The sequence below is a fragment of the Bradyrhizobium sp. LA6.1 genome (assembly GCF_040547805.1).
GTDB classification, from domain to species: Bacteria; Pseudomonadota; Alphaproteobacteria; order Rhizobiales; family Xanthobacteraceae; genus Bradyrhizobium; species Bradyrhizobium barranii.
Genome location: NZ_JBEPQK010000004.1, coordinates 299,657 through 324,485 on the forward strand (window position 1 = coordinate 299,657; position 24,829 = coordinate 324,485).

Sequence of the window (24,829 nt, forward strand, 5' to 3'; positions counted from 1 at the left end):
GTTATTCGCTCCTTTTTGGCGGGGGCGCGGTGACGTCCCCCGTGAGATCGTAGGTCACCATGGTCTCGCCGGACTGCGGCCGCTCGAGCCAGTCCTTATGGCGCATCGACAGATGCACGTCGCGCACGCCGGCTTCCCAATGCTCGACCATGGCGACATGCGAGAAGTCGTAATCCTTCGACGAGGATTCGTAGTTCTTGCTGCGATAGATCAGATGCACCACGGTGACGGTGCTTTCGCGCGATACCTTCGCGAGGAATTCCACGGAAGGATCATTCTTCAGATAATCGGGCAATTTGGAAATCAGATCGCGCACGGCCCGGCGCGCATTATGGATCTGCTTGTTCTTGTCGGTGTTCATCCGCGTTCGGCTGGAGAAGCGGATGTCCTTCTCGCGCTCGGTCGCCTCGAGCAGCGAATTCGGCAGATCGCCGCGGGCGCTGAACAGATCGACCTGGAAGATCAGCATGTCGCGAGCGACCTCGGCATCGAGTACGTAGTCGAGCGGCGTGTTGGAGGCGATGCCGCCGTCCCAGTAATGCTCGCCTTCGATCACGACGGACGGAAATCCCGGCGGCAGCGCGCCGGAGGCCATGATGTGCTCGGGGCCGATGGTCTTGCCGAGCTTCTTGAACTCGTAATTGTCGAAATATTTGAAGTTGCCCGAGGTGACGCCGACGGCGCCGACCGACAGGCGCGTCTTCAGATCGTTGATGCGGTCAAAATCGACCAGGCGCTCCAGCGTCTTCTTCAGCGGCGCGGTGTCGTAATAACTCTCGGCCTGCTTGGTGCCGGGCGGCCAGAGCGGCGCGGGCGGAATGCGCGGCGTGAAGAAACCGGGCACGCCGAAGGTCGCGATCAATGCGGCACTGGTCGAATTGAACAGCTCGCGGCTGTGATCGCTCTTGCCGATCGGCTTCCACGGCACCGGCGCCGACACCATCTCCCAGAATTCCTTGAGCCGCTTGACGCGGGTCTGTCCCTCGTTGCCGGCGATGATGGCGGCGTTGACCGCGCCGATCGAGATGCCGGCGACCCATTCCGGCTCGAAGTCGAAATGGCACAGCGACTGGTAGGCGCCGGCCTGATAGGAGCCGAGCGCACCGCCGCCCTGGAGGACCAGGACGCGCTGCGCCTTCGCGGGGACTGTTGCGACTTCCGGGCTATGATCTGTCATCTGGGAACAATAGCAAAAGGCGAGCCACCGTGGCGACAGTCCGCCGCGGCGTCAATGCATCCCGGGATCAAGTCTGGCTTATCGGGGGTCCGTCGAGGCCAGAATCATGGTCCAGAACACCTTGTATTTGGTGCCGGGAGCATAGCCCGCCGCGATGCCCAGTTTTGTGACACCGCTCTTGAGCATGTTGGCCCGGTGCGGAGGCGAGTCGCGCCAGCCGGAAAACGCTTCCGCCAGCGTATGATAGCCCGCCGAAACGTTCTCGACCGCCACCGTCGCCGGATAGCCGCCCGCGCTGAGGCGCTTGGCCAGCGGGGCGCGGACGTCATGGTCCATCTTGTTGGCCGCCGCCATGGCCTGGGACTGGGATTCGGCGAGCCGCATCAGATCGGGGTCGATCACGACGGTGCCGAGGGCGTTATTCTGGCGGTATTGCGAGATCATGATCGCTGCCGCCTGCGCATCGAGCTTGGTGCCCGGGACCGACATGTCGGCATACATCGACGGCTGCTGGACCGGTGCTTCGTTGCCGGCGCAGCCGGCGAGAAGCAAAGTGATGAGTATTGCGGCCGCAGCGCGCATGTTCAGGGGCCCCCAAATGAGGGGCCGTTGTTGCATACCAACCGTGGCTGAAAGGTGAATATTGAGGAAGATTTGAGCTTTCGGCCGAGGCGCCTACTAGCCCGCAAATATCCGGTAGCGGCGCGGTTCGAGGCCGATCGTGTCGCCGGCGCGCAGTTCCCTGTCGCGGGGGGCGTCGATCTCGATGGTCTCGCCGCCGGATAGCGTCACCTCGGCCCGCTGCACGGGGCCGAAATTCCGGACGTGCTGCACAGCGCCCTCGAAGGCACCGCTTCCGGGCGGGCCGACCAGCATATCATGTCGCCGCACGAACAGTTTTGAGGCGCCAGACACCAAGCCGTCTGCTGCAAGATTGAGTGGGCGGTCGCCGAGCCTGATGACGCCGCCTTCGACCTGGACCGGCAGCTCGATGGATTCGCCGATGAAGCCGTGGACGAAGGCGGTCGCCGGGCTTTCATAGACGTCGTCGGGCGAGCCGATCTGTTCGATCCTGCCCTTGTCCATCACCACGACGCGGTTGGCGACTTCGAGCGCCTCCTCCTGGTCGTGGGTGACGAAGATCGAGGTGACATTGATCTCCTGGTGCAGCGAGCGCAGCCATCGGCGCAGCTCCTTGCGCACCTTGGCATCGAGCGCGCCGAAGGGCTCGTCGAGCAGGAGGATGCGCGGCTCGATCGCGAGCGCGCGGGCGAGTGCGATGCGCTGGCGCTGGCCGCCGGAGAGCTGGCTCGGATAGCGGTCGGCGAGCCAGTCGAGCTGCACGAGATCGAGCAGCTCCTTGACGCGCGCACGAATGGTGGACTCGTCCTTACGGCTGGCGCGCGGCTGCACGCGCAGGCCGAAGGCGACGTTCTCGAACACCGTCATGTGGCGGAACAGCGCGTAGTGCTGGAACACGAAGCCGACGTTCCGTTCGCGCGCGCCCCGCGCCAGCGCATCCTCGCCATTGAAGGAAACCTCGCCGGAATCGGGCCAGTCGAGGCCGGCGATGATGCGCAGCAGCGTGGTCTTGCCGGAGCCGGACGGACCGAGCAGCGCCAGCAGCTCGCCATTGTCGACCTTGAGATCGACGCCATCGAGGGCTTTGAAGCTACCGAACTGCTTGACGAGATTCCTGACTTCAATGGTCACTTGCGTCGTGTCCTTCGTCGAGGTGACGTTCGAGAACGGTCTTGGCGATCAACGTGATCAGGGCCAGCATCGCCAGCAGCGAGGCGATCGCAAACGCTGCGACGAACTGGTACTCGTTGTAGAGAATCTCGACCAGCAGCGGCATGGTGTTGGTCTCGCCGCGGATGTGTCCGGATACCACCGATACGGCGCCGAATTCGCCCATCGCGCGCGCGTTGCAGAGCAGGACGCCGTAGAGCATGCCCCATTTGATGTTGGGCAGGGTGACGCGGAAGAAGGTTTGCAGGCCGGAGGCGCCGAGCGAGATCGCGGCCTCCTCCTCCTGCGTGCCCTGCTCCTGCATCAGGGGGATCAGCGCGCGCGCCACGAACGGGAAGGTCACGAAGGTGGTGGCGAGCGCGATGCCGGGCACCGCGAACAGGATCTGGATATCGTGATCCCTAAGCCAGCTGCCGAAATAGCCCTGCGCGCCGAACAGCAGCACGAAGACGAGGCCCGAGATCACCGGGCTCACCGAGAACGGCAGGTCGATCAGCGTGATCAGAAAGGTCTTGCCGCGAAACTCGAACTTGGCGATGGCCCATGCCGCGACGAGGCCGAATACGAGATTGAGGCCGACCGAGATCGCCGCCACGATCAACGTCAGCTTGATCGCAGCCAGCGCTTCAGGCTCGGCAAGCGCAGAGAAATAAGCGAGAACGCCTTTCGAAAAGGCCTGCGCGAACACCAGAACCAGCGGCAGCACGACGAAGACGCTGAGGAAGATCACCGCCAGCGTGATGATGGCGATACGTATTGCGGGCGGCTCGGTGCGGAGGCTGTCGCGTGCCGCAGCGGCGTGCGCACGTGCGCGCGCATCGGTCGAAGGCAGCGAGACGGAATCTGCGATCTGCATCGTCATGATCTGCCCTCAGCGCGCCGGGATCCGGCTCTGCGCCCAGCGCTGGAGCCGGTTGACGGCGAAGATGATGACGAAGGAGACGACGAGCATGACCACGGCGATGGCGGTCGCGTCGGCATAGCGGAATTCGGACAGCCGGATCACGATCAGGAGCGGCGCGATCTCGGAGACATTAGGCAGATTGCCGGCGATGAAGATCACCGAGCCGTATTCGCCGACCGCGCGGGCGAAGGCGAGCGCGAGGCCAGTGAGCAGCGCCGGTCCGAGCGAGGGCAGGATCACGCGGATGATGGTCTGCCAGCGGCTGGCGCCGAGGCTGCCCGCGGCTTCCTCGATCTCGGGGTCGAGGTCCTGGAGCACCGGCTGCACGGTGCGCACCACGAAGGGGATGCCGATGAAGATCATGGCGACGAAGATGCCGATCGGCGTGAATGCCACCTTGATGCCGAGTGCGGCGAGCGGCGCACCCAGCCAGCCCGTCTCGGCAAACAGCGCGGTCAGCGCGACGCCGGCGACCGCCGTCGGCAGCGCGAACGGCACGTCGACGATAGCGTCGAACAACCGGCGCCCGGGGAAGCGGTAACGCACCAGCGCCCAGACGATGATGCTGCCCATGACGAGATTGACGCAGGCCGCCGCAAAGGCGAGGCCGAAGGAGACGCGCAAGGCGTTGAGGGTGCGGCGGCTGGACAGGATGTTCCAGAATTGCTCGGGGCTAAGCTCCAGCGATTTCAGGAACAGCCCGGCGAGCGGAATCAGGATGATGATGGAGAGCCAGGAAAGCGTCAGTCCCATCGTGAGACCGAAGCCCGGCAATGTCCGTCGTCGTGCTGCAACTGCGCTCACCAGGCCCCCTGCTACTCCTAAGACGGCGCCCGATCAGTTCTTGTAGATCTGATCAAAGACGCCGCCGTCGGCAAAATGTTCCTTCTGCGCCTTGGTCCAGCCGCCGAAAACGTCGTCGATCGTGAACAGTTCGACCTTGGCGAAGGAGTTTTCGTACTTCTTGGCAATCTCAGCGTCGCGCGGACGGTAGAAATTGCGCGCGGCGATTTCTTGACCTTCCTTGGTATACCAATACTGGAGGTAGGCATCGGCCGCGTTGCGGGTGCCTTTTTTATCGGCAACCTTGTCGACGATCGCGACCGGCGGCTCGGCGAGGATCGATTGCGGCGGCGCCACGATCTCGAACTTCTGCGCACCAAACTCCTTCAGGGCGAGATAGGCCTCGTTCTCCCAGGCCAGCAGCACGTCGCCGACGCCGCGCTCGACGAAGGTCACGGTGGCGCCGCGCGCACCGGTATCGAGCACCGGCACCTGCTGGTAGAGCTTTCCGATGAAGTCCTTGGCCTTGTCGGCCGAGCCGTATTTCTTTTGGGCAAAGCCCCAGGCGGCGAGATAATTCCAGCGCGCCCCGCCGGAGGTCTTCGGGTTCGGCGTGATCACCGAGACACCGGTCTTGAGCAGATCGTCCCAGTCCTTGATGCCCTTCGGATTGCCCTTGCGCACCAGAAACACGATGGTCGAGGTATAGGGCGATGAATTCTGCGGCAGACGCTTCTGCCAGTCGGTCGCGGTGAGGCCCTTGTTCGCGACGGCGTCGATGTCATAGGCGAGCGCGAGCGTCACCACATCGGCCTGCAATCCGTCGATCACGGCACGCGCCTGCGAGCCGCTGCCGCCATGCGACTGCTTAATCTCGACGCTCTTGCCGGTTTCCTTCTGATAGGCATTCGCGAACGCCTTGTTGAACTCGGCATAGAGCTCACGCGTCGGATCGTACGACACGTTCAAGAGATTGATGTCAGCGGCGAGAGCCGAGCTTGCCAACAATCCAGTCAAGAGCAGCCCTGCCGCGAGCGGAACGATACGGCGCATCATGTCCATCTCCATTTACCTCGACGACGTCATCGTCATCGATGGCACGCGGGCATAACTCGGGGCGAAACGCTCTCAAGTCAACGGAACCGGATTTTCTTGTTCGTAGCCGGACAGCTCGACTGTGCTACGAAGTCTTCATCGTGTGGATGCCGCATTCTGTCTTGGCTCGGCCGCGCCAGCGACCGGCGCGTGCATCCTCGCCCTCGGCCGTTCTGCTGGTGCAAGGCATACACCCAACCGACAGGAAACCGGACTCCACCAGCGGATGACGCGGCAATTTGGCGCGGACGAAAATGGCTTCGAGTTCCTCGCGCGAGACATTGGCGAAGGGGTTGAATTTCAACCGCGCGCCATCGTCCTCGACCACCGGAATGTCGGTGCGCGCATTGCCCTGAAAGCGCTTGCGGCCATTGAGCCACGCATCGAACGGCTTCAGCGCACGCGCCAGCGGCTCGACCTTGCGGATGCGGCAGCAGGCGTCTGGATCGGAGAACCAGAGGTCGCGGTCGGGATCTTCGCGCGACAGCGTCTCCTCGGCAGGCCTGATCGAGCGGACGTCCTTCAAGCCGAGTTCCGCGATCAGCGTGTCACGATAGGCCAGCGTCTCCTCGAACAGCCAGCCGGTGTCGAGGAAGATCACGGGGATCGCCGGATCGACGTCGGCCATGACCTTCAGCAGCGTCGCCGATTCCGTGCCGAAGGACGACACCAGCGCAAGCTTCTCGCGCCCGACCGCCTTCAACGCCGCGGCGATGACTTCCGCAGGCGAAGCATCGCGCAGCGCGCGATCGAGCTCCTCCGCCGAGGGCAGCGCAGACGCGGACACCGAAGCGACCTGGGGCGCGATTGCGTTCACCTGCCGACACCCTCGGAGTGACGCAGCTGCATGCGTCGGTGCAGCGCCGTGATGCGGCCGTCGCCGGTCGGCTGATAGAACACCGAATAGCGCTTCGCCGTCTGCATGAAGGCTTCCGCGTCGGCCTGCTTCTTGACCTCGAAGGAATCGAAGCCGGCACGCAGCATGAACACGAACTGATCGCGCAACACCTGGCCGGTGGCACGCAAATCGCCGCGATAATTATAGCGCTCGCGCAGCAGGCGCGCCTGGCTGTAGGCGCGGCCATCGCGGAAGCTCGGGAACACCAATGCGACGACGGCGATCTTGCCGAGATAGGGCACGAGCTCGGCGATATCGCGATTATTCGGCCAGATCACGCCGACCTTGCCGCCGCGCTTGAGCAGCGCGTCCGCATCGCTGAGGAAGCGCTCGGCCGGCACCAGGATGTCGCCGCCCTCGGGCAGCGGCGTGTCGACGGCAAGCTTGACGAAGCTGTCGTCGGCGATTTTTCCGCCGTTAACGAGTGGCATAGACGCGCTCCTTGAAGGGTTCGACGCCGAGGCGCTTCACCGTGTCGACGAACAGCTCCTCCGGCCGCTCGCGCAGCGCCAGATAGGCTTCCACGATGTCCTCGACGACGTCAGCGACCTCGTCAAACTTGACGCCGGGGCCGATCAGATTGCCAAGCGCGGCGCTCTCGTCGGCACGGCCGCCGATGGTGATCTGGTAGACCTCCTCGCCGTTCTTCTCGACACCGAGAATGCCGATATGGCCAACATGATGATGGCCGCAGGCATTGATGCAGCCGGAGATGTTGATATGCAGCCGCCCGATCAGATTGGCGAGCTCATGGTTGGCAAAGCGCCGCGTCAGCTCCTGCGCGATCGGGATCGAGCGCGCATTGGCCAACGAGCAATAGTCGAGCCCCGGGCAGGCGATGATGTCGGTGATCAGGTTGACGTTCGGCGTCGCCAGCCCAAGCTTGTCGAGCGCCTTCCACAGCGCCGGCAGGTCGCGCTTGGCAACATGCGGCAGCGCCAAATTCTGCTCATGACCGACGCGGATCTCGCCGAAGGAATATTTGTCGGCGAGATCGGCCAGCGCATCCATCTGCTCGGCGGTGGCATCGCCCGGAGGCGCGCCGATCGGCTTCAGCGAGATCGTGACGATGGAGTAGCCCGGGTTCTTGTGCGCGGCGACCGAGTTCTTGCGCCACGCCTCGAAATCGGGATCGGCCGCGGCCTGGCGCAGCTCGTCCGGCATGTGCGGCAGCTTCTCATAAGCCGGATAGATGAAGCGCGAGCGGATGTCCTCGATCACCTCGTCGTCGATCTGAAGCGAGGAGTTGCGGATATGCTGCCACTCCTCCTCGACCTCGCGGGAGAACTTCTCGATGCCGAGCTCGTGCACCAGGATCTTGATGCGCGCCTTGTAGATATTGTCGCGGCGTCCGTACTGGTTGTAGACGCGCAGGATCGCCTCGATATAGCTCAGGAGATCGCGGCCGTGGACGAAGTGCTTGATGGTCTTGCCGATGAACGGCGTGCGGCCGAGACCGCCGCCGACGAGCACCTCGAAGCCGGTTTCGCCCTTCTCGTTCTTGATCAGCCGCAGGCCGATGTCGTGGACCTTGATCGCAGCGCGGTCGTGATCCGACGCGGTGATCGCGATCTTGAACTTGCGCGGCAGGAACGAGAATTCCGGATGCAACGTAGTGTGCTGGCGGATCAGCTCCGACCAGATGCGGGGATCCTCGATCTCGCCCGGCGCGACGCCGGCCCACTGATCCGAGGTGACGTTGCGCATGTTGTTGCCGGAGGTCTGCATCGCGTGGATGCCGACCTCGGCAAGATCGGCCAGCGCATCCGGCAGGTCCGAAAGCTTGATCCAGTTGAACTGGATGTTCTGGCGCGTGGTGAAATGGCCGTAGCCGCGGTCATATTTGCGCGCGACATGGGCAAGCTGCCGCAACTGGTTCGACGCCAGCGTTCCGTAGGGAATCGCGACGCGGAACATGTAGGCGTGCAGTTGCAGATAGACGCCGTTCTGCAAGCGCAGCATCTTGAATTCGTCCTCGGTCAACTCGCCCGAGAGACGGCGTTGCACCTGGTCGCGGAATTCCGAGACGCGCTCGTTGACCAGCGTGCGATCGATTTCGTCGTAAGCGTACATGATTAAAGTGCCTTACAGCCCGACCTGCGATTAAACCGGCAAGTCGATGGTCACGCCATCGCGGCGGATCTGCTCGCGCAGATTTCCGGGCACGATCTTGCCGTCCTCGCCGATCTGGACCGGAGCGATATAGGGACCAATCGCGCCGACGTCATCGGCCACGGCCTCGGCGAGCAACGCTTTCGCCTCATCGGAGTTTCGCACGATCGCGGCGTCTGCGAGGTCAGCCGACCAGCCCTTGGCAGCGGTGCGGTAGACGACGACGCCATCCCAGGTACGGTTGGCGGTCACGACGGAGGAATCGCTGATTTTAAGTTTCTTTTGCAAGGGAGAGGTCATTCGGCAGCATCCAGGAGGTCAGAGATGATTTGTTTGGGTGTTTCGCGACGAAGCGAGCCGGCATGCCGGACCACGTCGCCGATGATGAGGATGGCGGGACCGCCATGGGTCCGCCGCACGAGTTCGGGCAGGTCGCGCAGCGTGCCGATCGCACCTTGTGCGTCCGGCCGCGTGACGCGGGCGAACACGCCGACCGGCGTCTCCGGCGAACGGCCGGCCGCGAACAAACCTTCGCGGATCGCGGGGGCAGCGGTCATGCCCATGTAGACCACGACGGTCATTTTGGTGTCGGTCAGCGTCGACCAGTCCACGTTCTCGGCATCGCGCGCCTTGTGCGCGGTGAGGAAGGTGATGCGGGTCGCCTCATGACGATAGGTGAGCGGCACCTCGAAATCGGCGGCGCCGCCGAGCCCGGCAGTGATGCCGGGAATGATCGAATAGGCGATACCAGCCGCGCGCAGCGCTTCCACCTCTTCGCCGCCGCGGCCGAACACGAAGGGGTCGCCGCCCTTCAGCCGCACCACGCGCTGGCCGGATTGCGCGGCCTCGATCATGCGCTTGTTGATGGCGTCCTGGCCGATGCCGGGCTTGCCGACGCGCCGGCCGACCGGAACGCGCGTGGTGTCGCGGCGGATGCGGTCGAGAATTTCGCCCGAGACCAGTTCGTCATGAAAGACGATGTCGGCATCCTGGAGCGCGCGCAGCGCCTTGATGGTGAGAAGGTCGGGGTCGCCGGGCCCGGCGCCGACCAGCGCGACCGAGCCTTCCGGCTTGTCGGCACGCGCGAATGCGGACGGATCGGAGATCGCCCTGATCGCGGCGTCGGCCTCGCCCTTGCGGCCCGCGAGCACAGACGCGCCGATCGGACCGTCGATGACGCGCTCCCAGAAGCGGCGGCGCAGCGGAAACTCGGCGATGCGCTCGTTGATGGATTTGCGGAAGCCGCCGATGAACTCGGCAAGCTCGCCGATGCGGGCCGGCAGCAGCGCCTCGATCTTCTCGCGCACGCGCCGCGCCACCACGGGCGAGGTGCCGCCGGTGCCGACCGCGACCACCACGTCGCCGCGATCGACGATCGCCGGAAAGATGAAGCTGGAATGTTCGAGATCGTCCATGACGTTGACGGGCAGGCCGAGCGCCTTGGCGCGCGCCGACATGGCAACGCCGACATCGCCCGCGCCGGCGCAAACGATGGCAATGACGCCCGAGAGATCGGCGGTGAGCGGATCGCCAGTGGCGATTTCAACCCGCGCAGCGTCTTCGGAACTGAGGCTCAGGTCCTGATTGCCGTCGATCGCATGCACGCGGATGCGCGCACCGGCAGCAGCGAGCACGCGCAGTTTGGCGCGCAAAAGCTCACCCGCGCCGATGAGGATCACCGGACCGGCCTTGAGATCGAGGAACACCGGCAAGAACCGCATGCGATACTCGCTTCCCCCACATCCGGGGTTGACTGGAATTATTTTCTATATATGTGTCGTTTCGAGCGCGCAAAGAGAAAATTTTTTCTTCTCTTCTGCACCGCAACTATAGAAAATTCGCCTCCAAACGCAAAGTGGCAGAGATGCATCTTCTCAGGACCGATTCCGGTGCAGATGGACGGGACTTCCGGGCTCCCGTTTCCGAGCAAATTCCCGTCGGGCTGACCGCCCCCAGCATGGACCATTTGGACCAGCTCGAGGCGCAGAGCATCTACATTTTTCGCGAGGCCTTTGGCCGCCTGAAGAAGATCGCCCTGCTGTGGTCGCTCGGCAAGGACTCCAACGTCATGATCTGGCTGGCGCGCAAGGCGTTCTTCGGCCGGCTGCCGTTCCCTGCCCTCCACGTCGATACCGGCAAGAAGTTTCCGGAGATGTACCGCTTCCGCGACCACTACGGAAAAGAGTGGGATCTCGATTTGCGCGTCGAGCCCTGCCCGCCGATCGATGCCGTCGATCCAACACTGCCGCCGGCCGCCCGTTCCGCCGCGCGCAAGACCGAGGGCCTCAAGATGGCACTCGGCAAATACGGTTTTGACGGCCTGATCGCCGGCATCCGCCGCGACGAAGAGGCGACGCGCGCCAAGGAGCGCGTGTTCTCGCCGCGCGGGCTCGAAGGCAATTGGGACGTGCGCGATCAGCCGCCGGAGTTCTGGGACCATTTCAACGCCTCGCCGCCGCAAGGCGCGCATTTGCGCATCCATCCGATCCTGCATTGGACCGAGGCCGACATCTGGGCCTACACCAAGCGCGAGAACATTCCGATCATCCCGCTGTATCTTGCCAAGGACGGCAAGCGCTATCGCTCGCTGGGCGATCAGGACATCACCAATCCGGTCGCGTCAACCGCGTCGACCATCGACGAGATCCTGGCCGAGCTCGAGCAGACCAAGGTGCCGGAACGCGCCGGCCGTGCGCTCGACCACGAGACCGAGGACGCCTTCGAGCGTCTGCGCGTCGCCGGCTATCTCTGATTCAAGGACGCAACGCGGCTATGAACATGATCGTCACCCCCGCTTCGCCCGCAACTCCGAACGGCACCACGCGTCCGCAGGTCCGCATCGTCATCGTCGGCCATGTCGACCACGGCAAGTCGACGCTGGTCGGGCGCCTGCTGCACGAGACCGGCAGCCTGCCCGACGGCAAGCTCGAGATGCTGAAAGCCGTCAGCGCGCGGCGCGGCATGCCGTTCGAATGGTCGTTCCTGCTCGACGCGCTCCAGACCGAGCGCGACCAGGGCATCACCATCGACACCACGCAGATCCGCTTCCGCACCAATTCGCGCGACATCGTGCTGATCGACGCGCCCGGCCATGCCGAATTCCTGCGCAACATGATCACCGGCGCCTCGCAGGCCGACGGCGCCGTGCTGATCATCGACGCGCTCGAAGGCGTGCGTGACCAGACCCGTCGGCACGGCTATCTCCTGCACCTGCTCGGCGTGAAGCAGGTCGCGATCGTCGTCAACAAGATGGACCGCGTCGATTTCTCCGCGGATCGCTTCAAGGAAATCAGCGACGAGATCTCGGCGCATCTGCAGGGCCTCGGCGTGACGCCGACGGCGGTGATCCCGATCTCGGCCCGCGACGGCGACGGCGTCGCGGAGCGCACCGACCGCATCCGCTGGTACAAGGGTCCGACCGTGGTCGAGGCGCTGGACCAGCTCGAGCCGGCGCGTCCGCTGGAAGCCCTCGCCCTGCGCCTGCCGGTGCAGGCGATCTACAAGTTCGACGACCGCCGCATCGTCGCGGGCCGCATCGAATCCGGCAGCCTCATTGCCGGCGACGAGATCGTGATCATGCCGGCCGGCAAGATCGCCAGGATCAAGACGGTTGAAAGCTGGCCGGTAACGCCGGTCGCGGGACGGCAGGGCGCGGGGCGCTCGGTCGGCATCACGCTCGATCGCGAATTGTTCATCGAGCGCGGCGACATCGTCGCGCATGTCGGCTCCGCACCGCGCGAGACCCGCCGTCTGCGCGCGCGGATCTTCTGGCTGCACGACAAGCCGCTCGCCAAGGGCGACCAGCTGCTGGTCCGCTGCGGCCCGAAGGAAAGCCGCGCCACCGTCGTCGCCATCGAGAAGGCGGTCGATCCCGGCGAGCTGTCGAGCGTCGAGAACAAGGCGATCGGCCGCAACCATGTCGGCGAGATCGACATTTCCCTTTCGAGCCCGATTGCCGCCGATCCCTACACCGAGAATCCGCGCACCGGTCGTCTCGTGATCGAAGTCTCGGGGCGCATCGCCGGCGGTGGTCTCGTGCTGTCGGTCGATGCCGGCCAGCGCGCCGTGCCGGTCGACATCGTGCCGGTGGAATCGGCGCTGCGGCCCGACGAACGCTCCGCGCGCTACCGCCACAACGGCGCCGTGGTCTGGCTCACCGGCCTGCCGGCGTCCGGCAAGTCGACGCTGGCGAAGGCGCTGGAACGTCGGCTGTTCACCAATGGCGGCTCGCCGATCCTGCTCGACGGCGACACGTTGCGCGCCGGGCTCAACAACGATCTCGGATTCTCCGCCGCCGACCGCAGCGAGAACATCCGCCGCCTCGCCGAGGTCGCGACCCATCTCGCCCGCAACGGCCACATCGCGATCGTCGCCGCCGTCTCGCCGGCCCGCGAGGACCGCGCGACCGCGCGCCGCATCGCCGACACCGCGTTCCGCGAGATCCACGTCGCGACGCCGGCAGAGGTCTGCGAGGATCGCGATCCCAAGGGCCATTACAAGAAGGCCCGCGCCGGCGCGCTGGCGTCGTTCACCGGCATCGGCAACGACTACGAGCGACCCGAGGCTGCCGAGCTCGTGATCGACACGTCGGCCCGCACGGTTGCGGACGCTGCTGACGAGATCGAACGGATGCTGAAGACCACCGGCGTGCTGTTCGACGAGCTCGTGGACCTCGCCGCGAATATTTGAGCGCGCGCTCTTTCGAGCTGGTGTGCCCACTGCCACCGCGTATGCATTGCGTTCCCTCCCCCCTTGCGGGGGAGGGTTAGGGAGAGGGTCCACACGGGGACTCTCTCCATCACTAAGAGCATTCCGCTCCGTCGAATTCAGGCACACCTTTTCCTGGGCTACCCCTCTCCCCCGCCCTCCCCCGCAAGGGGGGGAGGGAGCGCAGTTGTGCGCGTGGCGCTAAGCCGGGCTCAAGCGCTTGTAAAACGAGCTGCCTCCCACACCTCGCCTTGACATTTTGACAACTTTTGGAGGCCTTCTCACGGCCCCGATTTTGGGGCTAATAGGCCCTGAAAGCCGCCCCTTATGGGCGCATTTTGCTGCTGTCGGGTCAAAAGCAGCCAAAAAACAGCCATTTCCAACAAGAAAGCCCATCATGAAACGCGTCGACGCCCACGGATTGAAGATCGCTCCCGTCCTGTTTGACTTCATCGCCAAGGAAGCGGCCCCGAAAACGGGGATCGCGCCGGATGCGTTCTGGGCCGGGGTCGCCGCCATCATCAAGGATCTGGGGCCGAAGAACCGCGCGCTGCTGGCGGTGCGCGACACGCTGCAGGCCAAGATCGACGACTGGCACCGCGCCAACAAGGGCAAGGCGTTCGACCTCGATGCCTATACCGCGTTCCTGAAGGAGATCGGCTATCTCGTCCCGGAGCCGGCGACGCAGAAGGTCGAGACCGCCAATGTCGATGAAGAAATCGGCAAGATCTGCGGCCCGCAGCTCGTCGTGCCTCTCACCAACGCACGCTATGCGCTGAACGCGGCGAACGCGCGCTGGGGCTCGCTCTATGATGCCTTCTACGGCACCGACGCGATCCCGCACGACGCTGCCGAGAGCGGCAAAGGTTACAACAAGGCGCGCGGCGACAAGGTGATCGCCAAGGCCAAGGCGTTCCTCGATGCCGCCGTGCCGCTGGCGACCGGCAGCCACACCGACGTCACCGCCTATAGCGTCGTCGCGGGCCAGCTCGCGGTGAAGCTGAAGAGCGGCAATGCCACCGCGCTGAAGAACGCCGCGCAATTCGCGGGCTTCCAGGGTGATGCCGCCGCGCCGTCCGCGGTGCTGCTCGCCAACAACGGCCTGCACGTCGAGGTCAAGATCGACCGCAGCAGCGTGATCGGCAAGGACGATCCCGCCGGCGTCGCCGATATGATCATGGAGTCCGCGGTCTCGACCATCCTCGACATGGAAGACTCGGTCGCCGCGGTCGATGCCGAGGACAAGGTGCTGGTCTATCGCAACACGCTTGGCCTGATGAACGGCACGCTCTCGGCCGATTTCGAGAAGGGCGGCAAGACGCTGACCCGTTCGCTCAACAGTGACCGCAGCTACAAGACGCCGGACGGCAAGGGCGAAGTGAAGCTGCATGGCCGCAGCCTGCTGCTGATGCGCAATTGCGGTCACCACATGTTCACCGACGCGGTGCTGGACGAGAAGGACGAGGAAATTCCGGAAGGCCTGCTCGACGCCGCCGTCTCGGGGCTTCTTGCGATTCACGACATCAAGGGCAACTCCAAGGTCAAGAACAGCCGCACCGGATCTGCCTATATCGTCAAGCCGAAGATGCACGGCCCGGATGAGGTGTCGCTGACCTGCGAGATTTTTGACCGCGTCGAGAAGATGCTGTCGCTGCCCGAGAACACGCTCAAGGTCGGCATCATGGACGAGGAGCGGCGCACCACCGTCAACCTCAAGGCCTGCATCCAACGCGCCTCCAAGCGCATCATGTTCATCAACACCGGCTTCCTCGACCGCACCGGCGACGAGATCCACACCTCGATGGAAGCGGGTCCGATGATCCGCAAGAACGAGATGAAGGCGCAGGCCTGGATCAAGGCCTATGAGGACTGGAACGTCGACATGGGCCTGATCGACGGCCTGCCCGGCCATGCCCAGATCGGCAAGGGCATGTGGGCCGCGCCCGACAAGATGGCGGACATGCTGCAACAGAAGCTGGCGCATCCGCAGGCCGGCGCCACCACCGCCTGGGTGCCCTCGCCGACGGCGGCAACGCTGCACGCCCTGCACTATCACCAGGTCAACGTCACCGCGCGTCAGCAGGAGCTGACCAAGGGCGGTCCGCGCGCGAAGCTGTCCGACATCCTCACCATTCCGGTGTCGAAGTCGAACTGGGCGCCCGACGACGTCAAGCAGGAGATCGACAACAACTGCCAGGGCATCCTCGGCTATGTCGTGCGCTGGATCGACCAGGGCGTCGGCTGCTCCAAGGTGCCTGATATCCACGATGTCGGCCTGATGGAAGACCGCGCCACCTTGCGCATCTCCAGCCAGCATCTCGCCAACTGGCTGCATCAGGGCGTGATCACCGAGGCGCAGGTGATGGAATCGCTCAAGCGCATGGCCGTCGTGGTCGACAAGCAGAACGCCGGCGATGCGATCTACAAGCCGATGGCGCCCGCCTTCGACGGTGTCGCGTTCAAGGCGGCCTGCGACCTGATCTTCAAGGGGCGCGAGCAGCCGAACGGCTACACCGAGTACATCCTCACCGCCCGCCGCCGCGAGGCCAAGGCTGCGGGCTAGAGCCCGGTCATTCAAACACCAAAGCCCCGGCTCGCGCCGGGGCTTTTTTGTTTTCGGGCCGTAGCCCGGATGGAGCGAAGCGCAATCCGGGACCGGCGTTGCTTGGGGCAGGCCCCCGGATTTCGCTGCGCTCCATCCGGGCTACACGCCCTACCCCGCTAAAACACCGTCAGATATTTCAGCAGCGACACGACGCCGATGATGATGACGACCACACGCGCGATTTGCTTGGCGCGACCGTCCATGGGCAGCATGTTGATGAGATAGAGCACGAGAATGACGACGAGAAAGGTGACGAGTACGCCGACCAGCATCGCAAGGACCCCCCTTCAGGCAAATTGCTACGGTGTTCTAACGCCTATCTCCCGCGCAGGTTCCATCACGGCAACCCACTGCAACTTCTAGTAAATACGTACTTCTACGATCAGCCGGCCTGCCTAAAACTTTACCCTTTTCGTTTCAGATGCAGAAACCGTTTGGGTGATGCGCCGCAAACGGCATGCGATTGCCGATCTGCCTGCCCCTCCGTTTTGATGTTGCCGGGGCGTCTCGACGAACTTTGCAATGGGAATTTTAGGGGGCTTCGATGCTGAATCGTCTGACCGTGTCCGCGCTGCTGAAGGCGGTGATCGCCATCACCTCGGTCTGCGTGGTGATTGCGCTCTCGCTCACCGCCTACGCCTCCTGGGACCGCCTCAAGACCGCTAACCGCATCTCGCAGATCGCCGACGCCTCCGCCGATCTGTTCAAGGCGATGCACAATCTGCGCACCGACCGCTCGACCACGTCCCGGCTGCTGAACGCGACCGAGCCGATGGACTCCGAGATCGAGAGATATCTGCGCGCGCTGCGCGATGCCCAGATGCCGGCGATGGCCCGCGCGCTCGAGCTGCTGCCGAGCATCGACTTCCCGCAATCGGGCGCGCTGGTGCCTGAGCTCGCGCGGCTCTACAAGCTGCTGGGCGAAGAGCAGAAGCAGTTCTGGGAGGATGTTGCCAAACCGAAGGACCAGCGCCGCGCCGGCCTGACCAAGGAATACATGGAGACGACGCAGGGGCTGCTCGACGTGCTCGACAAGCTCTCGGGCGTCCTCGCCGCCACCGTCAACCACCAGGATGCCGTGATCGACCAGCTGCTGTCGATCAAGCAGAGCGCCTGGCTGCTCCGCAACACCGCGGGCGAGGCCTCACTGATCGTCTCGACCGGACTTGCGGCCGGCAAGATCTCGCCGGAGGGCCGCTACAACTATACCCAATTTGTCGGCGGTACGGCCGCGATGTGGAAAGCGCTGGAATTGTCGACCTCGGGCATGCAATTGCCGCCCGCGCTCGCCTCGGCCATGACCACGGCCAAGACCGCTTATTTCGAGCCGCAATATCTCACCCTGCGCGACCGTCTCGCGGACACCCTGGTCAAGGGTGAGAAGGCCGAGCTGACGGCCAACCAGTGGAGCCCGCTCACGGTCGGCCGTATGGCCAGTGCGGTCGCGGTGGCCGAAGCCGCGCTCGACGCCGCCCGGAGCTACACGCAGGAGCAGCGCAGTACCGCACAGCGCGCGCTGATCGTGCAGCTTGCACTCCTGGCGCTCGCCATCGGCCTCGCCGTCGGCGCGGTCATGCTGGTCAGCCGCCGCGTCATCCATCCCCTCAACACCATCCGCGACGCCATGCTCAAGGTCGCCGGCGGCGACCTCGCCGTCGACAGCGGCTATCTCGACCGCCAGGACGAGATCGGCGCGCTTGCCGGCGCGCTGGAAACCTTCAAGCAGCAGGCGACCGAGAAGCTCAAGATCGAGGCGCAGGAGCGCGAGCGCAATGTCGGCGCGGCCGCGCGCCAGCGCGCCGTCGAGACCTATGTCGGCGAGTTCGAGGGCGCGGTGCGCAAGACGCTCGGCGAACTGAGCGAGGCGTCCGGCGAGATGCGCAAGACCTCGGGTGATCTCTCCGCGGTGTCGCGCCAGACCAACGACCGCGTCCAGGTCGCCGGCAAGGCCTCCAACGACGCCTCCATGAGCGTCGACAGCGTCGCCGCCGCCGCCGAGGAGCTCTCCGCCTCGATCAACGACATCAGCCAGCAGGCGGCGCACGCCGCGGGCATTGCCAGCCGCGCCGTCAACCAGGCCCGCGAGACCGACGGCACGGTGCAAGGGCTGGCGCAGTCCGCAGGACGCATCGGCGAGGTCGTCGGCCTGATCAACACCATCGCGGCGCAGACCAATCTGCTCGCGCTCAACGCGACGATCGAGGCCGCACGTGCGGGCGAAGCCGGGCGCGGTTTCGCGGTCGTGGCCTCCGAGGTGAAATCGCTGGCGAGCCAGACCGCCAAAGCCACCGAGGAAATCTCCGGGCAGATCGCCGACATCCAGAGGGTGGCGAGCGACGCCATCAACGCGATCCAGACCATCGGTGGCATCATCGGCGAAGTGAACGAGGTCGCCACCGCGATCGCCGCCGCCGTACAGGAGCAGGGCGCGGCGACCCAGGAGATCACGCGCAGCACGCAATTTGCGGCGCAGGGCACCAGGAACGTGTCGGACAACATCACCGGCGTGAAGGCCGACGCGGATGCTGCCGCCGGTGCGGCGGACAACGTCAAGCAGGCCTCGGAAACGCTGGAAACCCAGAGCCGCCAGCTCGGCCAGCAGGTCAGCGACTTCCTGGGGAAAATCCGCGCGGCGTAGGACTGCGGATTGGATAGAAAGCTGCCGCTACACCTTCAGTGTCGTCCCGGCGAACGCCGGGACCCATAACCACAGGGAGAAGTTGTCGCGCGAGCTGCTAACCACGTGCCTTCGTCAAACCGCTTCCTGTAGTTATGGATCCCGGATCTGCGCTCCGCTTGTCCGGGACGACAGTGGAGATCGAGGCGCTAGCGCCGCAACCCACTTGAGGCCGCACCGCCCCTACTCCTTCGCGACCACCGGCACCTGGCGGAACCTGGCGCGCACCGACTCCGGCAGCGGCGAAAAATTCATCGCGACGCCACGGCGGTCGTTGGCGTTGCGGTTGGCGACCACCAGGCCATCGCTGCCCGCGACGATGTCACCCTTGCGCAAGGTCGGATCGTCCTCGACCTTGACCTGGGCAAGTCCGACCGGATCCTTGCCGTTGCACGTGCAGCCCGCGACGATCTCGTTGCGGAAGCGGAACGCGTTGGGCAGGTCGGAATAGGATTTTCCCTTGTCCGTCGTGGCGTCGTCGATGTTGCTGCCATAGACCAGCGAGGTTTCGGACGTCGGGCAGAAGCTTTTGCAGGATTTCGCCTTGCTTTCGGCGTCGTTTCCTTGCGCCGGGAAGTAGCGGCCATCGCAACCGCGCACGCAATAGGCGATGCCGCCGCCATAAGAGGCCCGCTGGCGCGGCGTGTCGTAGCGCGGCATGTCATCGGTCGGGAACGGCATGCGGATCTCCGGCGCGGAGCGCGCGCGGAAGCCGCCGAACAGCGCCGAGAAGAAGTCTTCCGCATGCGCCGACGGCGTCAACGCGAGGCCGAGCGAGGCGACGGCGAAGCACGCCGCCGCGCCACCGGCCAGTTTGCCGATCGAACGTCTCTTCATATGACCTCGCTCAACTCTCAGTTCACTGCCGACGTCGTGATGTTCAGCGCCTGCCGTCCCGAAGGCAGCGTCGTCACCGGCGGGCGCTTGCGTACGGGGTCGCCGCCCTTGTCGTATCCCTTGGCCATCAGCGGCGCGTTCTTCGGCAGCACCACCACCTTGGCGCCGACATTGACGCGGCTGAACAGGTCCGTGACGTCCTCGTTGGTCATGCGAATGCAACCGGAGGACACGAACTTGCCGATCGTGGTGGGATCGTTCGTGCCATGGATGCGGTATTCGCTCGAGCCGAGATACATCGCGCGAGCGCCGAGCGGATTGCCGGGACCGCCGGCGACGAAGCGCGGCAGATAAGGCTGACGCGCGATCATCTCGGCCGGCGGATGCCAGTCCGGCCACTCGGCCTTGCGACTGACGCTCTGCACGCCGGCCCAGGTGAAACCTTGTCGGCCGACGCCGACGCCGTAACGGATCGCGCGGCCATTGCCGAGCACGTAATAGAGGTAAGTGTTGCCGGTATCGATGACGATGGTCCCGGCCGGCTCGTTCCGGTCGAAGCTGACGATCTGCTTGCGCAGCCGGTCGGGCAGCGCGGCATCCTCGTCGGCGGCCTGCGGCGCCGCGTTGACATAACCCCGCGAATAGCTCGGGTCCTGCGGATATCCCTGCGGCTGCATCGGCGCGTAGCCGAGCGTCTGGGCCTGTGCCGCGAAGGGCACGGTCAGCAATGCTGTCGCGAAGGCAATGGCGGTGGTGGCGCGCAGCGAGAAGCGGCGACGGACTGGAGAGAACCTTGTCATGTGCTGCCCCATTGGATGTGCATCAGGTGATGCGGCTCCCAACAAACGCAGCTGGACCGACTCAAGTTCCACCGCTCGCTGCGGCGGCGAGGTCACAGTCAAGCGAGCAAAACTTCACGAAACCGCGATGGAACCGGAACGTCCGCCCGGACGTTCTACTGCCAACAATGGGCGCGCGGAGGCTTCCGTGCGGGAGGAGATATTGTGCGCGTCCTTCCCACTGAACGTCTGATTTCCGGCAATAACGAGGGCGCCCCGCTTCCCGACAGCCATGTCGAGCTGCCGCCGGTGATCCGCCGCACCGAGTTCGTCGCCTTTGCGCTCGCCGGTCTGTTCCTGATTGCCGTGGTCGCCGTGCTCTACGTCGCCAGGGCATTCTTCCTCCCGGTCGTGATGGCGGTCGTCGCCGGCACCATGTTGTCGCCGGCCGCGAGCTTTCTCGAGCGGCGGCATGTGCCGCGCGCCTTCGGCGCCGTGCTGATCGTGATCGCGGTGACGACGGTGGTCGCCTTCGTCGTCGCGCTGATTGCCGTGCCAGCGATGGAGTGGAGCTCGCGCCTGCCGGAATTGGGCGCGCAGTTGAAGGAGAAGATGCACGTCTTCGACCGGCCGCTGGCGCTGTGGAAGGAATTGCAGACGATGGTGGGCGGCTCGGAGGGGCTGCCTAGCCTTCCGCTGCCGAAAACCGAATGGGTGCAACCGACGCTGGAATTCCTGTCGCCGACCTTCGCCGAATTCCTGCTGTTCTTCGCCACGCTGATCCTGTTCATCGCGAGCTGGCGCGACCTGCGGCGGGCGCTGATCATGAATTTCGGCGATCGCGATTCGCGGCTGCGCACGCTGCGGATCCTCAACGAGATCGAGGTCCATCTCGGCAACTATCTTTTGACGGTGACGCTGATCAATGTCGGCGTGGGTATCGCAACCGGTCTCATCTGCGCCGTCACCGGCATGCCCAATCCGGCCGGGCTCGGCGCGCTTGCGGCGGCGCTCAACTTCATCCCGATCATCGGACCGGTCGCGATGTTCGTCATCCTGGTCGTGGTGGGGCTCGTCGCCTTCCCGACCATCGGCGGCGGACTGATGGCGGGGCTCGCCTTCGGCGGCATCACCTTCCTGGAAGGACACTTCGTCACGCCGACCATCATCGGGCGCAGGCTTTCCCTGAACGCGCTTGCCGTCTTCATCGCGCTGGCCTTCTGGACCTGGCTGTGGGGGCCGATGGGCGCATTCCTGTCGTCGCCGCTCCTGATCGTCGGGCTGATCCTGAAGGAGCATCTGCTGCCGGAGAATTCGCCGCAGCTGCCGCAGGCATGACCGGTTTCCCGAACGGAACTTACCCGGGCACGAAACGTTTTCCGGCTATCTCAGCCGCCAACAGCTTTGGAGCTCCTGATGTCAACCAATGGCGAAACCGGGATGAGAGACTGGACCGACAAAGCCACCAGAGAACGCCTCGAGAAGGATGTAGCAGCCGTGAAAAGCGATATCGCCGCCCTCACCGATCAGATCACCGACGCGCTCAACACCTTTGCCAATTCCACCAGCAAGCAGGCCCGCCGCGGCTATCGCCAGGCCCGCGAGAGCGTGGATTCCGCGGTCGACGACATGTCGGATCGCGGCAGCGCCATGATGGAAGCTGCGCAAGACGCCTACGGCTCGATCGAGGAAACGCTGGAAGATGCCATCACGCAGCGGCCGCTCGCGACCGTCGGACTCGCGCTCGGCATCGGCTTCCTGATCGGTGTCGCCTGGCGCCGGTAGCGTGGGCGCAGGACCTTGACGTTGTTACGGCGGCGCTGTCGCGCCGTCGCTGCCGGCTTGCGGGGATCTGAGGAGCAAGGCCATGTTACAGCGCATCATCGACGGCATCAGCGCATCGACGGGCGCGACCGTCCGCCTGACATCGCTCGCCGCGGGCGCGGCACTCGCGCTCTTCATCACCACGGGCTTTCTCTGCGCGGCCGCCTTCATCTCGGTCCTTCAGACCTACGGACCGGTGCAGGCCTGCCTCGCCGGCGCCGGCATCTTCTTCCTGCTGACGCTTGCCGCGGCGGGGAGCTATTGGGGCTACAAGCGGGAGATGCGGAAGCGCGCCCGGATCGCCGCCGAGCGCGCCGCGAAGTCGGCCGCTTCGAGCATGCTCGCCGACCCCATGCTGCTCGCGACGGGCCTCCAGATCGTTCGCGCCATCGGAATCAAGCGGCTGCTGCCGATCCTGGCGATCGGCGGCGTCGCCCTCGGAATCATGGCGAGCCGCGCCGGCGCATCCGACGAAGCCTCGGCTGAACCGGCCGAATAGCGGTCGAAGCGCTAAGATAATTTCGTCGTCGGCAGAACGGGCGAGCTTGCGGGAATTCCATCCGGCGATCATGCGCAATTTTGCGCCAGATTGGACAATTCCAGCCCCCCTCACGCAAACGCTACTCGGATAGGCGGGCGGTTGCCGCTAAAAGCAGCGCCCGTGATTCCAAAAGTCATTTTCCGCGATGAAACCGTCCGTCAAGGCGAACCTCGCCGCATTCCATCACGATGCCAGATTGTATTTGACGCTCGGCATTGCCAACTGGTCGGTGTTCGTCGACCACATCCCGAACAACGTCGTTAATCTCCTGACGCTGCGAAATTTCGGCTTCAGCGGCGCCGCTGACCTGTTCGTGTTCGTGGTGGGTTATGGCGTCGCCATCATTCACGGCAGGATGGCGCTGGAGCGCGGCTACGTCGTCGCGGCGACGCGCATCTTCCGCCGCGTCTGGCGGCTCTACGCTGCCTATGTCGTGCTCTTCGTGATCTATATCGACACCATCGCCTATGTCGCCTCGCAATCGATGGCGCCGGAGATCATCCACGAATACAACATCTCGGGCATTCTCGATCATCCGCTGCGCATCCTGGTCCGCGGCCTCGTGCTCCAGGAAGAGCCGCTGAACCTCGACCTCCTGCAACTGATGATCCCGCTGATGGCGTTCTTTCCGTTTGCGCTATGGGGTTTGTTGCGGCGGCCGAACCTGACGCTGGCGGCATCGGTCGCGCTGTACGTTGCGGCGCGCTGGTTCGACTGGAATTTCCGGGTCTATCCGGACCAGGACTGGACCTTCAATCCGCTGTGCTGGCAGATGCTGATGGTCCTCGGCGGCTGGTTCGCCGTAACAGGCGCCTCCGGACGCGCGTTGCACGGCATGTCCTGGCTGCGGATCCTCGCGGGTGCCTATCTCATCTTCGCGATGGCGGTCACCTTGATGCGGCATTCGCCCGCGCTGGCCGTCTATTTGCCGGACGTCGTCGTCAACAGCATCGCGCCGACAGACAAGGAAAACCTCGCGCCCTATCGCGTGATCCATTTCCTCGCGCTCGCCTTCCTCGCGACCCATCTCATTCCGGCCGACCACCCCGGCCTGAAGTTGCGGCCGCTTCAGGCGGTGATCACATGCGGCGAGGAATGGCTCGCGGTGTTCTGCGTTGCCGTGTTCCTGTCCTTCGCCGGCCATCTCATCCTGATCACCGGACCGAACCTCGTGGTGATGCAGATCGCGGTAAGCCTCGTTGGCTTCGCGGCGATGACGGCTGTGGCCTATTACATCTCGTGGTCGAGGCGGCAGGACCTTCCGGCCGCCCTGCGGCAGCAGGCCTAGAGCTCCGTTCCGATCTAATCGGAACGGAGCTCTAGATTCCTGTCTTGACGCGTTTTCTTCACGCGAACCGGTACCCACTTCGCTCGAGCCAAATAATCGTGCGATTCTGCTAGGCCGAGACCTGTGGCTGCGCTATGCGGGGAGCCTCTGCGTGAGGGGACCGGGCGTGGCGATGGCAAAGGGCGGGGGTGATGAGGCTGACAGCGCGCCCCGGCGCGGCCGGCCGCGATCGATCGAGACCACCAACGCCATTCTCGAAAGCGCCTATGCGCTGATGGCCGCCACCGGCCTTGCCGCCACCTCCATCGACGCCGTCGCACGCCACTCCAGCGTCTCCAAGATGACGATCTACAAATGGTGGCCGTCGCGGGAAGCGCTGCTGATCGACGCCTTCCTTCATCATGCCGCGCAGATGCTGCCGCTGCCGCCTGCGAGCTCCGGCAGCCCCGCGGCGCGCGCACGCCGCCATGCCGCGGCCTATGCCGAGGCGCTCCAGGGCGAGTTCGGCAAGGTGCAGCTCGCCGTCGTCTCCGAATGCATTTCCAAGACCGGCTCGGCGGAGCTGTTCTATGCCCGCTACCTGCAATTCCGCCGCGACGCACTGGTCGAGATGATCGCCGCTGGCCAGACGGATGGCAGCATCCTGGCGGAGGGAGCGCCCGAGTATCTCTACGACGCCATCTATGGCAGCCTGTTCTACCGCTACGTCTTCGGCATTGCACCGATCACGCCGGCCTACGCGCGCAATCTGGTCGACCTGGTGCTGCGGCCGAAGGGTTAGAGCATGATCCGGAAAAGTGCGAAGCGGTTTTCCGAAAAGATCATGCTCAAAGCAACAATCTGAAGCTCG

Annotated in this window: 23 protein-coding genes; 9 read left to right on the forward strand and 14 right to left on the reverse strand. The window is 64.6% G+C overall.

Features of this window, described 5'->3' with window-relative positions; genetic code table 11:
• Position 1: 1 nt before the first annotated feature.
• The 11 genes from ABIB99_RS12000 to cysG form a co-directional block, all read right to left on the reverse strand.
• Positions 2-1,177 (reverse strand): DUF3734 domain-containing protein, encoded by a 1,176-nt coding sequence (locus ABIB99_RS12000; RefSeq protein ID WP_063980999.1) that lies wholly within the window; start codon positions 1,175-1,177, stop codon positions 2-4.
• A gap of 78 nt (positions 1,178-1,255) precedes the next feature.
• A complete protein-coding gene (locus ABIB99_RS12005) occupies positions 1,256-1,759 on the reverse strand; it encodes a CAP domain-containing protein (RefSeq protein ID WP_063980998.1) in 504 nt (167 codons plus the stop codon).
• A 96-nt stretch (positions 1,760-1,855) separates the two neighbouring features.
• The gene (locus ABIB99_RS12010; RefSeq protein WP_354175920.1) at positions 1,856-2,890 is read right to left on the reverse strand and encodes a sulfate/molybdate ABC transporter ATP-binding protein; all 1,035 of its coding nucleotides are present in this window, start codon (positions 2,888-2,890) and stop codon (positions 1,856-1,858) included.
• On the reverse strand, positions 2,880-3,791 hold the full coding sequence (gene cysW, locus ABIB99_RS12015) for a sulfate ABC transporter permease subunit CysW (RefSeq protein WP_354175922.1): 912 nt from the start codon (positions 3,789-3,791) through the stop codon (positions 2,880-2,882). The genes ABIB99_RS12010 and cysW overlap by 11 nt, the downstream gene beginning before the upstream one ends.
• A 9-nt stretch (positions 3,792-3,800) precedes the next feature.
• The gene (cysT, locus tag ABIB99_RS12020) at positions 3,801-4,637 is read right to left on the reverse strand and encodes a sulfate ABC transporter permease subunit CysT (protein WP_071916676.1); all 837 of its coding nucleotides are present in this window, start codon (positions 4,635-4,637) and stop codon (positions 3,801-3,803) included.
• 33 nt (positions 4,638-4,670) lie between these two features.
• Positions 4,671-5,672: a sulfate ABC transporter substrate-binding protein gene (locus ABIB99_RS12025; protein WP_028148402.1), complete on the reverse strand. Its 1,002-nt coding sequence runs from the start codon at positions 5,670-5,672 to the stop codon at positions 4,671-4,673.
• Between the two features lie 124 nt (positions 5,673-5,796).
• Positions 5,797-6,528: a phosphoadenylyl-sulfate reductase gene (locus ABIB99_RS12030; RefSeq protein WP_231143916.1), complete on the reverse strand. Its 732-nt coding sequence runs from the start codon at positions 6,526-6,528 to the stop codon at positions 5,797-5,799.
• The gene (locus ABIB99_RS12035; protein ID WP_354175924.1) at positions 6,525-7,040 is read right to left on the reverse strand and encodes a DUF934 domain-containing protein; all 516 of its coding nucleotides are present in this window, start codon (positions 7,038-7,040) and stop codon (positions 6,525-6,527) included. Before ABIB99_RS12035 ends, ABIB99_RS12030 begins: the two co-directional genes overlap by 4 nt.
• The gene (locus ABIB99_RS12040) at positions 7,027-8,682 is read right to left on the reverse strand and encodes a nitrite/sulfite reductase (protein ID WP_063980993.1); all 1,656 of its coding nucleotides are present in this window, start codon (positions 8,680-8,682) and stop codon (positions 7,027-7,029) included. The genes ABIB99_RS12035 and ABIB99_RS12040 overlap by 14 nt, the downstream gene beginning before the upstream one ends.
• Before the next feature lie 30 nt (positions 8,683-8,712).
• Entirely contained in the window at positions 8,713-9,021 is a 309-nt protein-coding gene (locus ABIB99_RS12045; RefSeq protein WP_071916679.1) for a DUF2849 domain-containing protein, read from the reverse strand.
• Complete coding sequence (gene cysG / locus ABIB99_RS12050; RefSeq protein ID WP_354175926.1) at positions 9,018-10,442, reverse strand: siroheme synthase CysG; 1,425 nt, start codon at positions 10,440-10,442, stop codon at positions 9,018-9,020. Before cysG ends, ABIB99_RS12045 begins: the two co-directional genes overlap by 4 nt.
• A gap of 236 nt (positions 10,443-10,678) precedes the next feature.
• Here cysG and cysD point away from each other — a divergent pair, with 236 nt between their 5' ends.
• From cysD to ABIB99_RS12065, 3 genes are all read left to right on the forward strand, one after another.
• Entirely contained in the window at positions 10,679-11,473 is a 795-nt protein-coding gene (cysD, locus tag ABIB99_RS12055; protein WP_354175928.1) for a sulfate adenylyltransferase subunit CysD, read from the forward strand.
• 20 nt (positions 11,474-11,493) lie between these two features.
• Entirely contained in the window at positions 11,494-13,410 is a 1,917-nt protein-coding gene (gene cysC / locus ABIB99_RS12060; protein WP_354175930.1) for an adenylyl-sulfate kinase, read from the forward strand.
• 415 nt (positions 13,411-13,825) lie between these two features.
• Entirely contained in the window at positions 13,826-15,991 is a 2,166-nt protein-coding gene (locus ABIB99_RS12065; protein ID WP_063980988.1) for a malate synthase G, read from the forward strand.
• 158 nt (positions 15,992-16,149) lie between these two features.
• Here the strand turns inward: ABIB99_RS12065 and ABIB99_RS12070 are convergent, their stop codons facing one another.
• On the reverse strand, positions 16,150-16,305 hold the full coding sequence (locus ABIB99_RS12070; protein WP_011084288.1) for a Thivi_2564 family membrane protein: 156 nt from the start codon (positions 16,303-16,305) through the stop codon (positions 16,150-16,152).
• Between the two features lie 272 nt (positions 16,306-16,577).
• Between ABIB99_RS12070 and ABIB99_RS12075 the strand changes: the two genes are divergently transcribed.
• Complete coding sequence (locus ABIB99_RS12075; protein ID WP_063980987.1) at positions 16,578-18,671, forward strand: methyl-accepting chemotaxis protein; 2,094 nt, start codon at positions 16,578-16,580, stop codon at positions 18,669-18,671.
• 222 nt (positions 18,672-18,893) lie between these two features.
• Here ABIB99_RS12075 and ABIB99_RS12080 read toward each other — a convergent pair whose 3' ends face one another.
• A complete protein-coding gene (locus ABIB99_RS12080; protein ID WP_063980986.1) occupies positions 18,894-19,547 on the reverse strand; it encodes a DUF2865 domain-containing protein in 654 nt (217 codons plus the stop codon).
• Between the two features lie 17 nt (positions 19,548-19,564).
• On the reverse strand, positions 19,565-20,347 hold the full coding sequence (locus ABIB99_RS12085) for a L,D-transpeptidase (protein ID WP_063986079.1): 783 nt from the start codon (positions 20,345-20,347) through the stop codon (positions 19,565-19,567).
• A 204-nt stretch (positions 20,348-20,551) separates the two neighbouring features.
• On the opposite strand from ABIB99_RS12085, the gene ABIB99_RS12090 reads away from it, so the two are divergent.
• From ABIB99_RS12090 to ABIB99_RS12110, 5 genes are all read left to right on the forward strand, one after another.
• Complete coding sequence (locus ABIB99_RS12090) at positions 20,552-21,664, forward strand: AI-2E family transporter (RefSeq protein ID WP_063980985.1); 1,113 nt, start codon at positions 20,552-20,554, stop codon at positions 21,662-21,664.
• Between the two features lie 75 nt (positions 21,665-21,739).
• Positions 21,740-22,111 (forward strand): ElaB/YgaM/YqjD family protein, encoded by a 372-nt coding sequence (locus ABIB99_RS12095; protein ID WP_028148389.1) that lies wholly within the window; start codon positions 21,740-21,742, stop codon positions 22,109-22,111.
• An 82-nt stretch (positions 22,112-22,193) separates the two neighbouring features.
• The gene (locus ABIB99_RS12100; RefSeq protein ID WP_028148388.1) at positions 22,194-22,649 is read left to right on the forward strand and encodes a hypothetical protein; all 456 of its coding nucleotides are present in this window, start codon (positions 22,194-22,196) and stop codon (positions 22,647-22,649) included.
• Between the two features lie 187 nt (positions 22,650-22,836).
• Positions 22,837-23,979, forward strand: a complete 1,143-nt coding sequence (locus ABIB99_RS12105; RefSeq protein WP_063980984.1) for an OpgC domain-containing protein — start codon at positions 22,837-22,839, stop codon at positions 23,977-23,979.
• A gap of 172 nt (positions 23,980-24,151) precedes the next feature.
• On the forward strand, positions 24,152-24,760 hold the full coding sequence (locus ABIB99_RS12110; protein ID WP_063980983.1) for a TetR/AcrR family transcriptional regulator: 609 nt from the start codon (positions 24,152-24,154) through the stop codon (positions 24,758-24,760).
• The last annotated feature ends 69 nt before the right edge of the window (positions 24,761-24,829 follow it).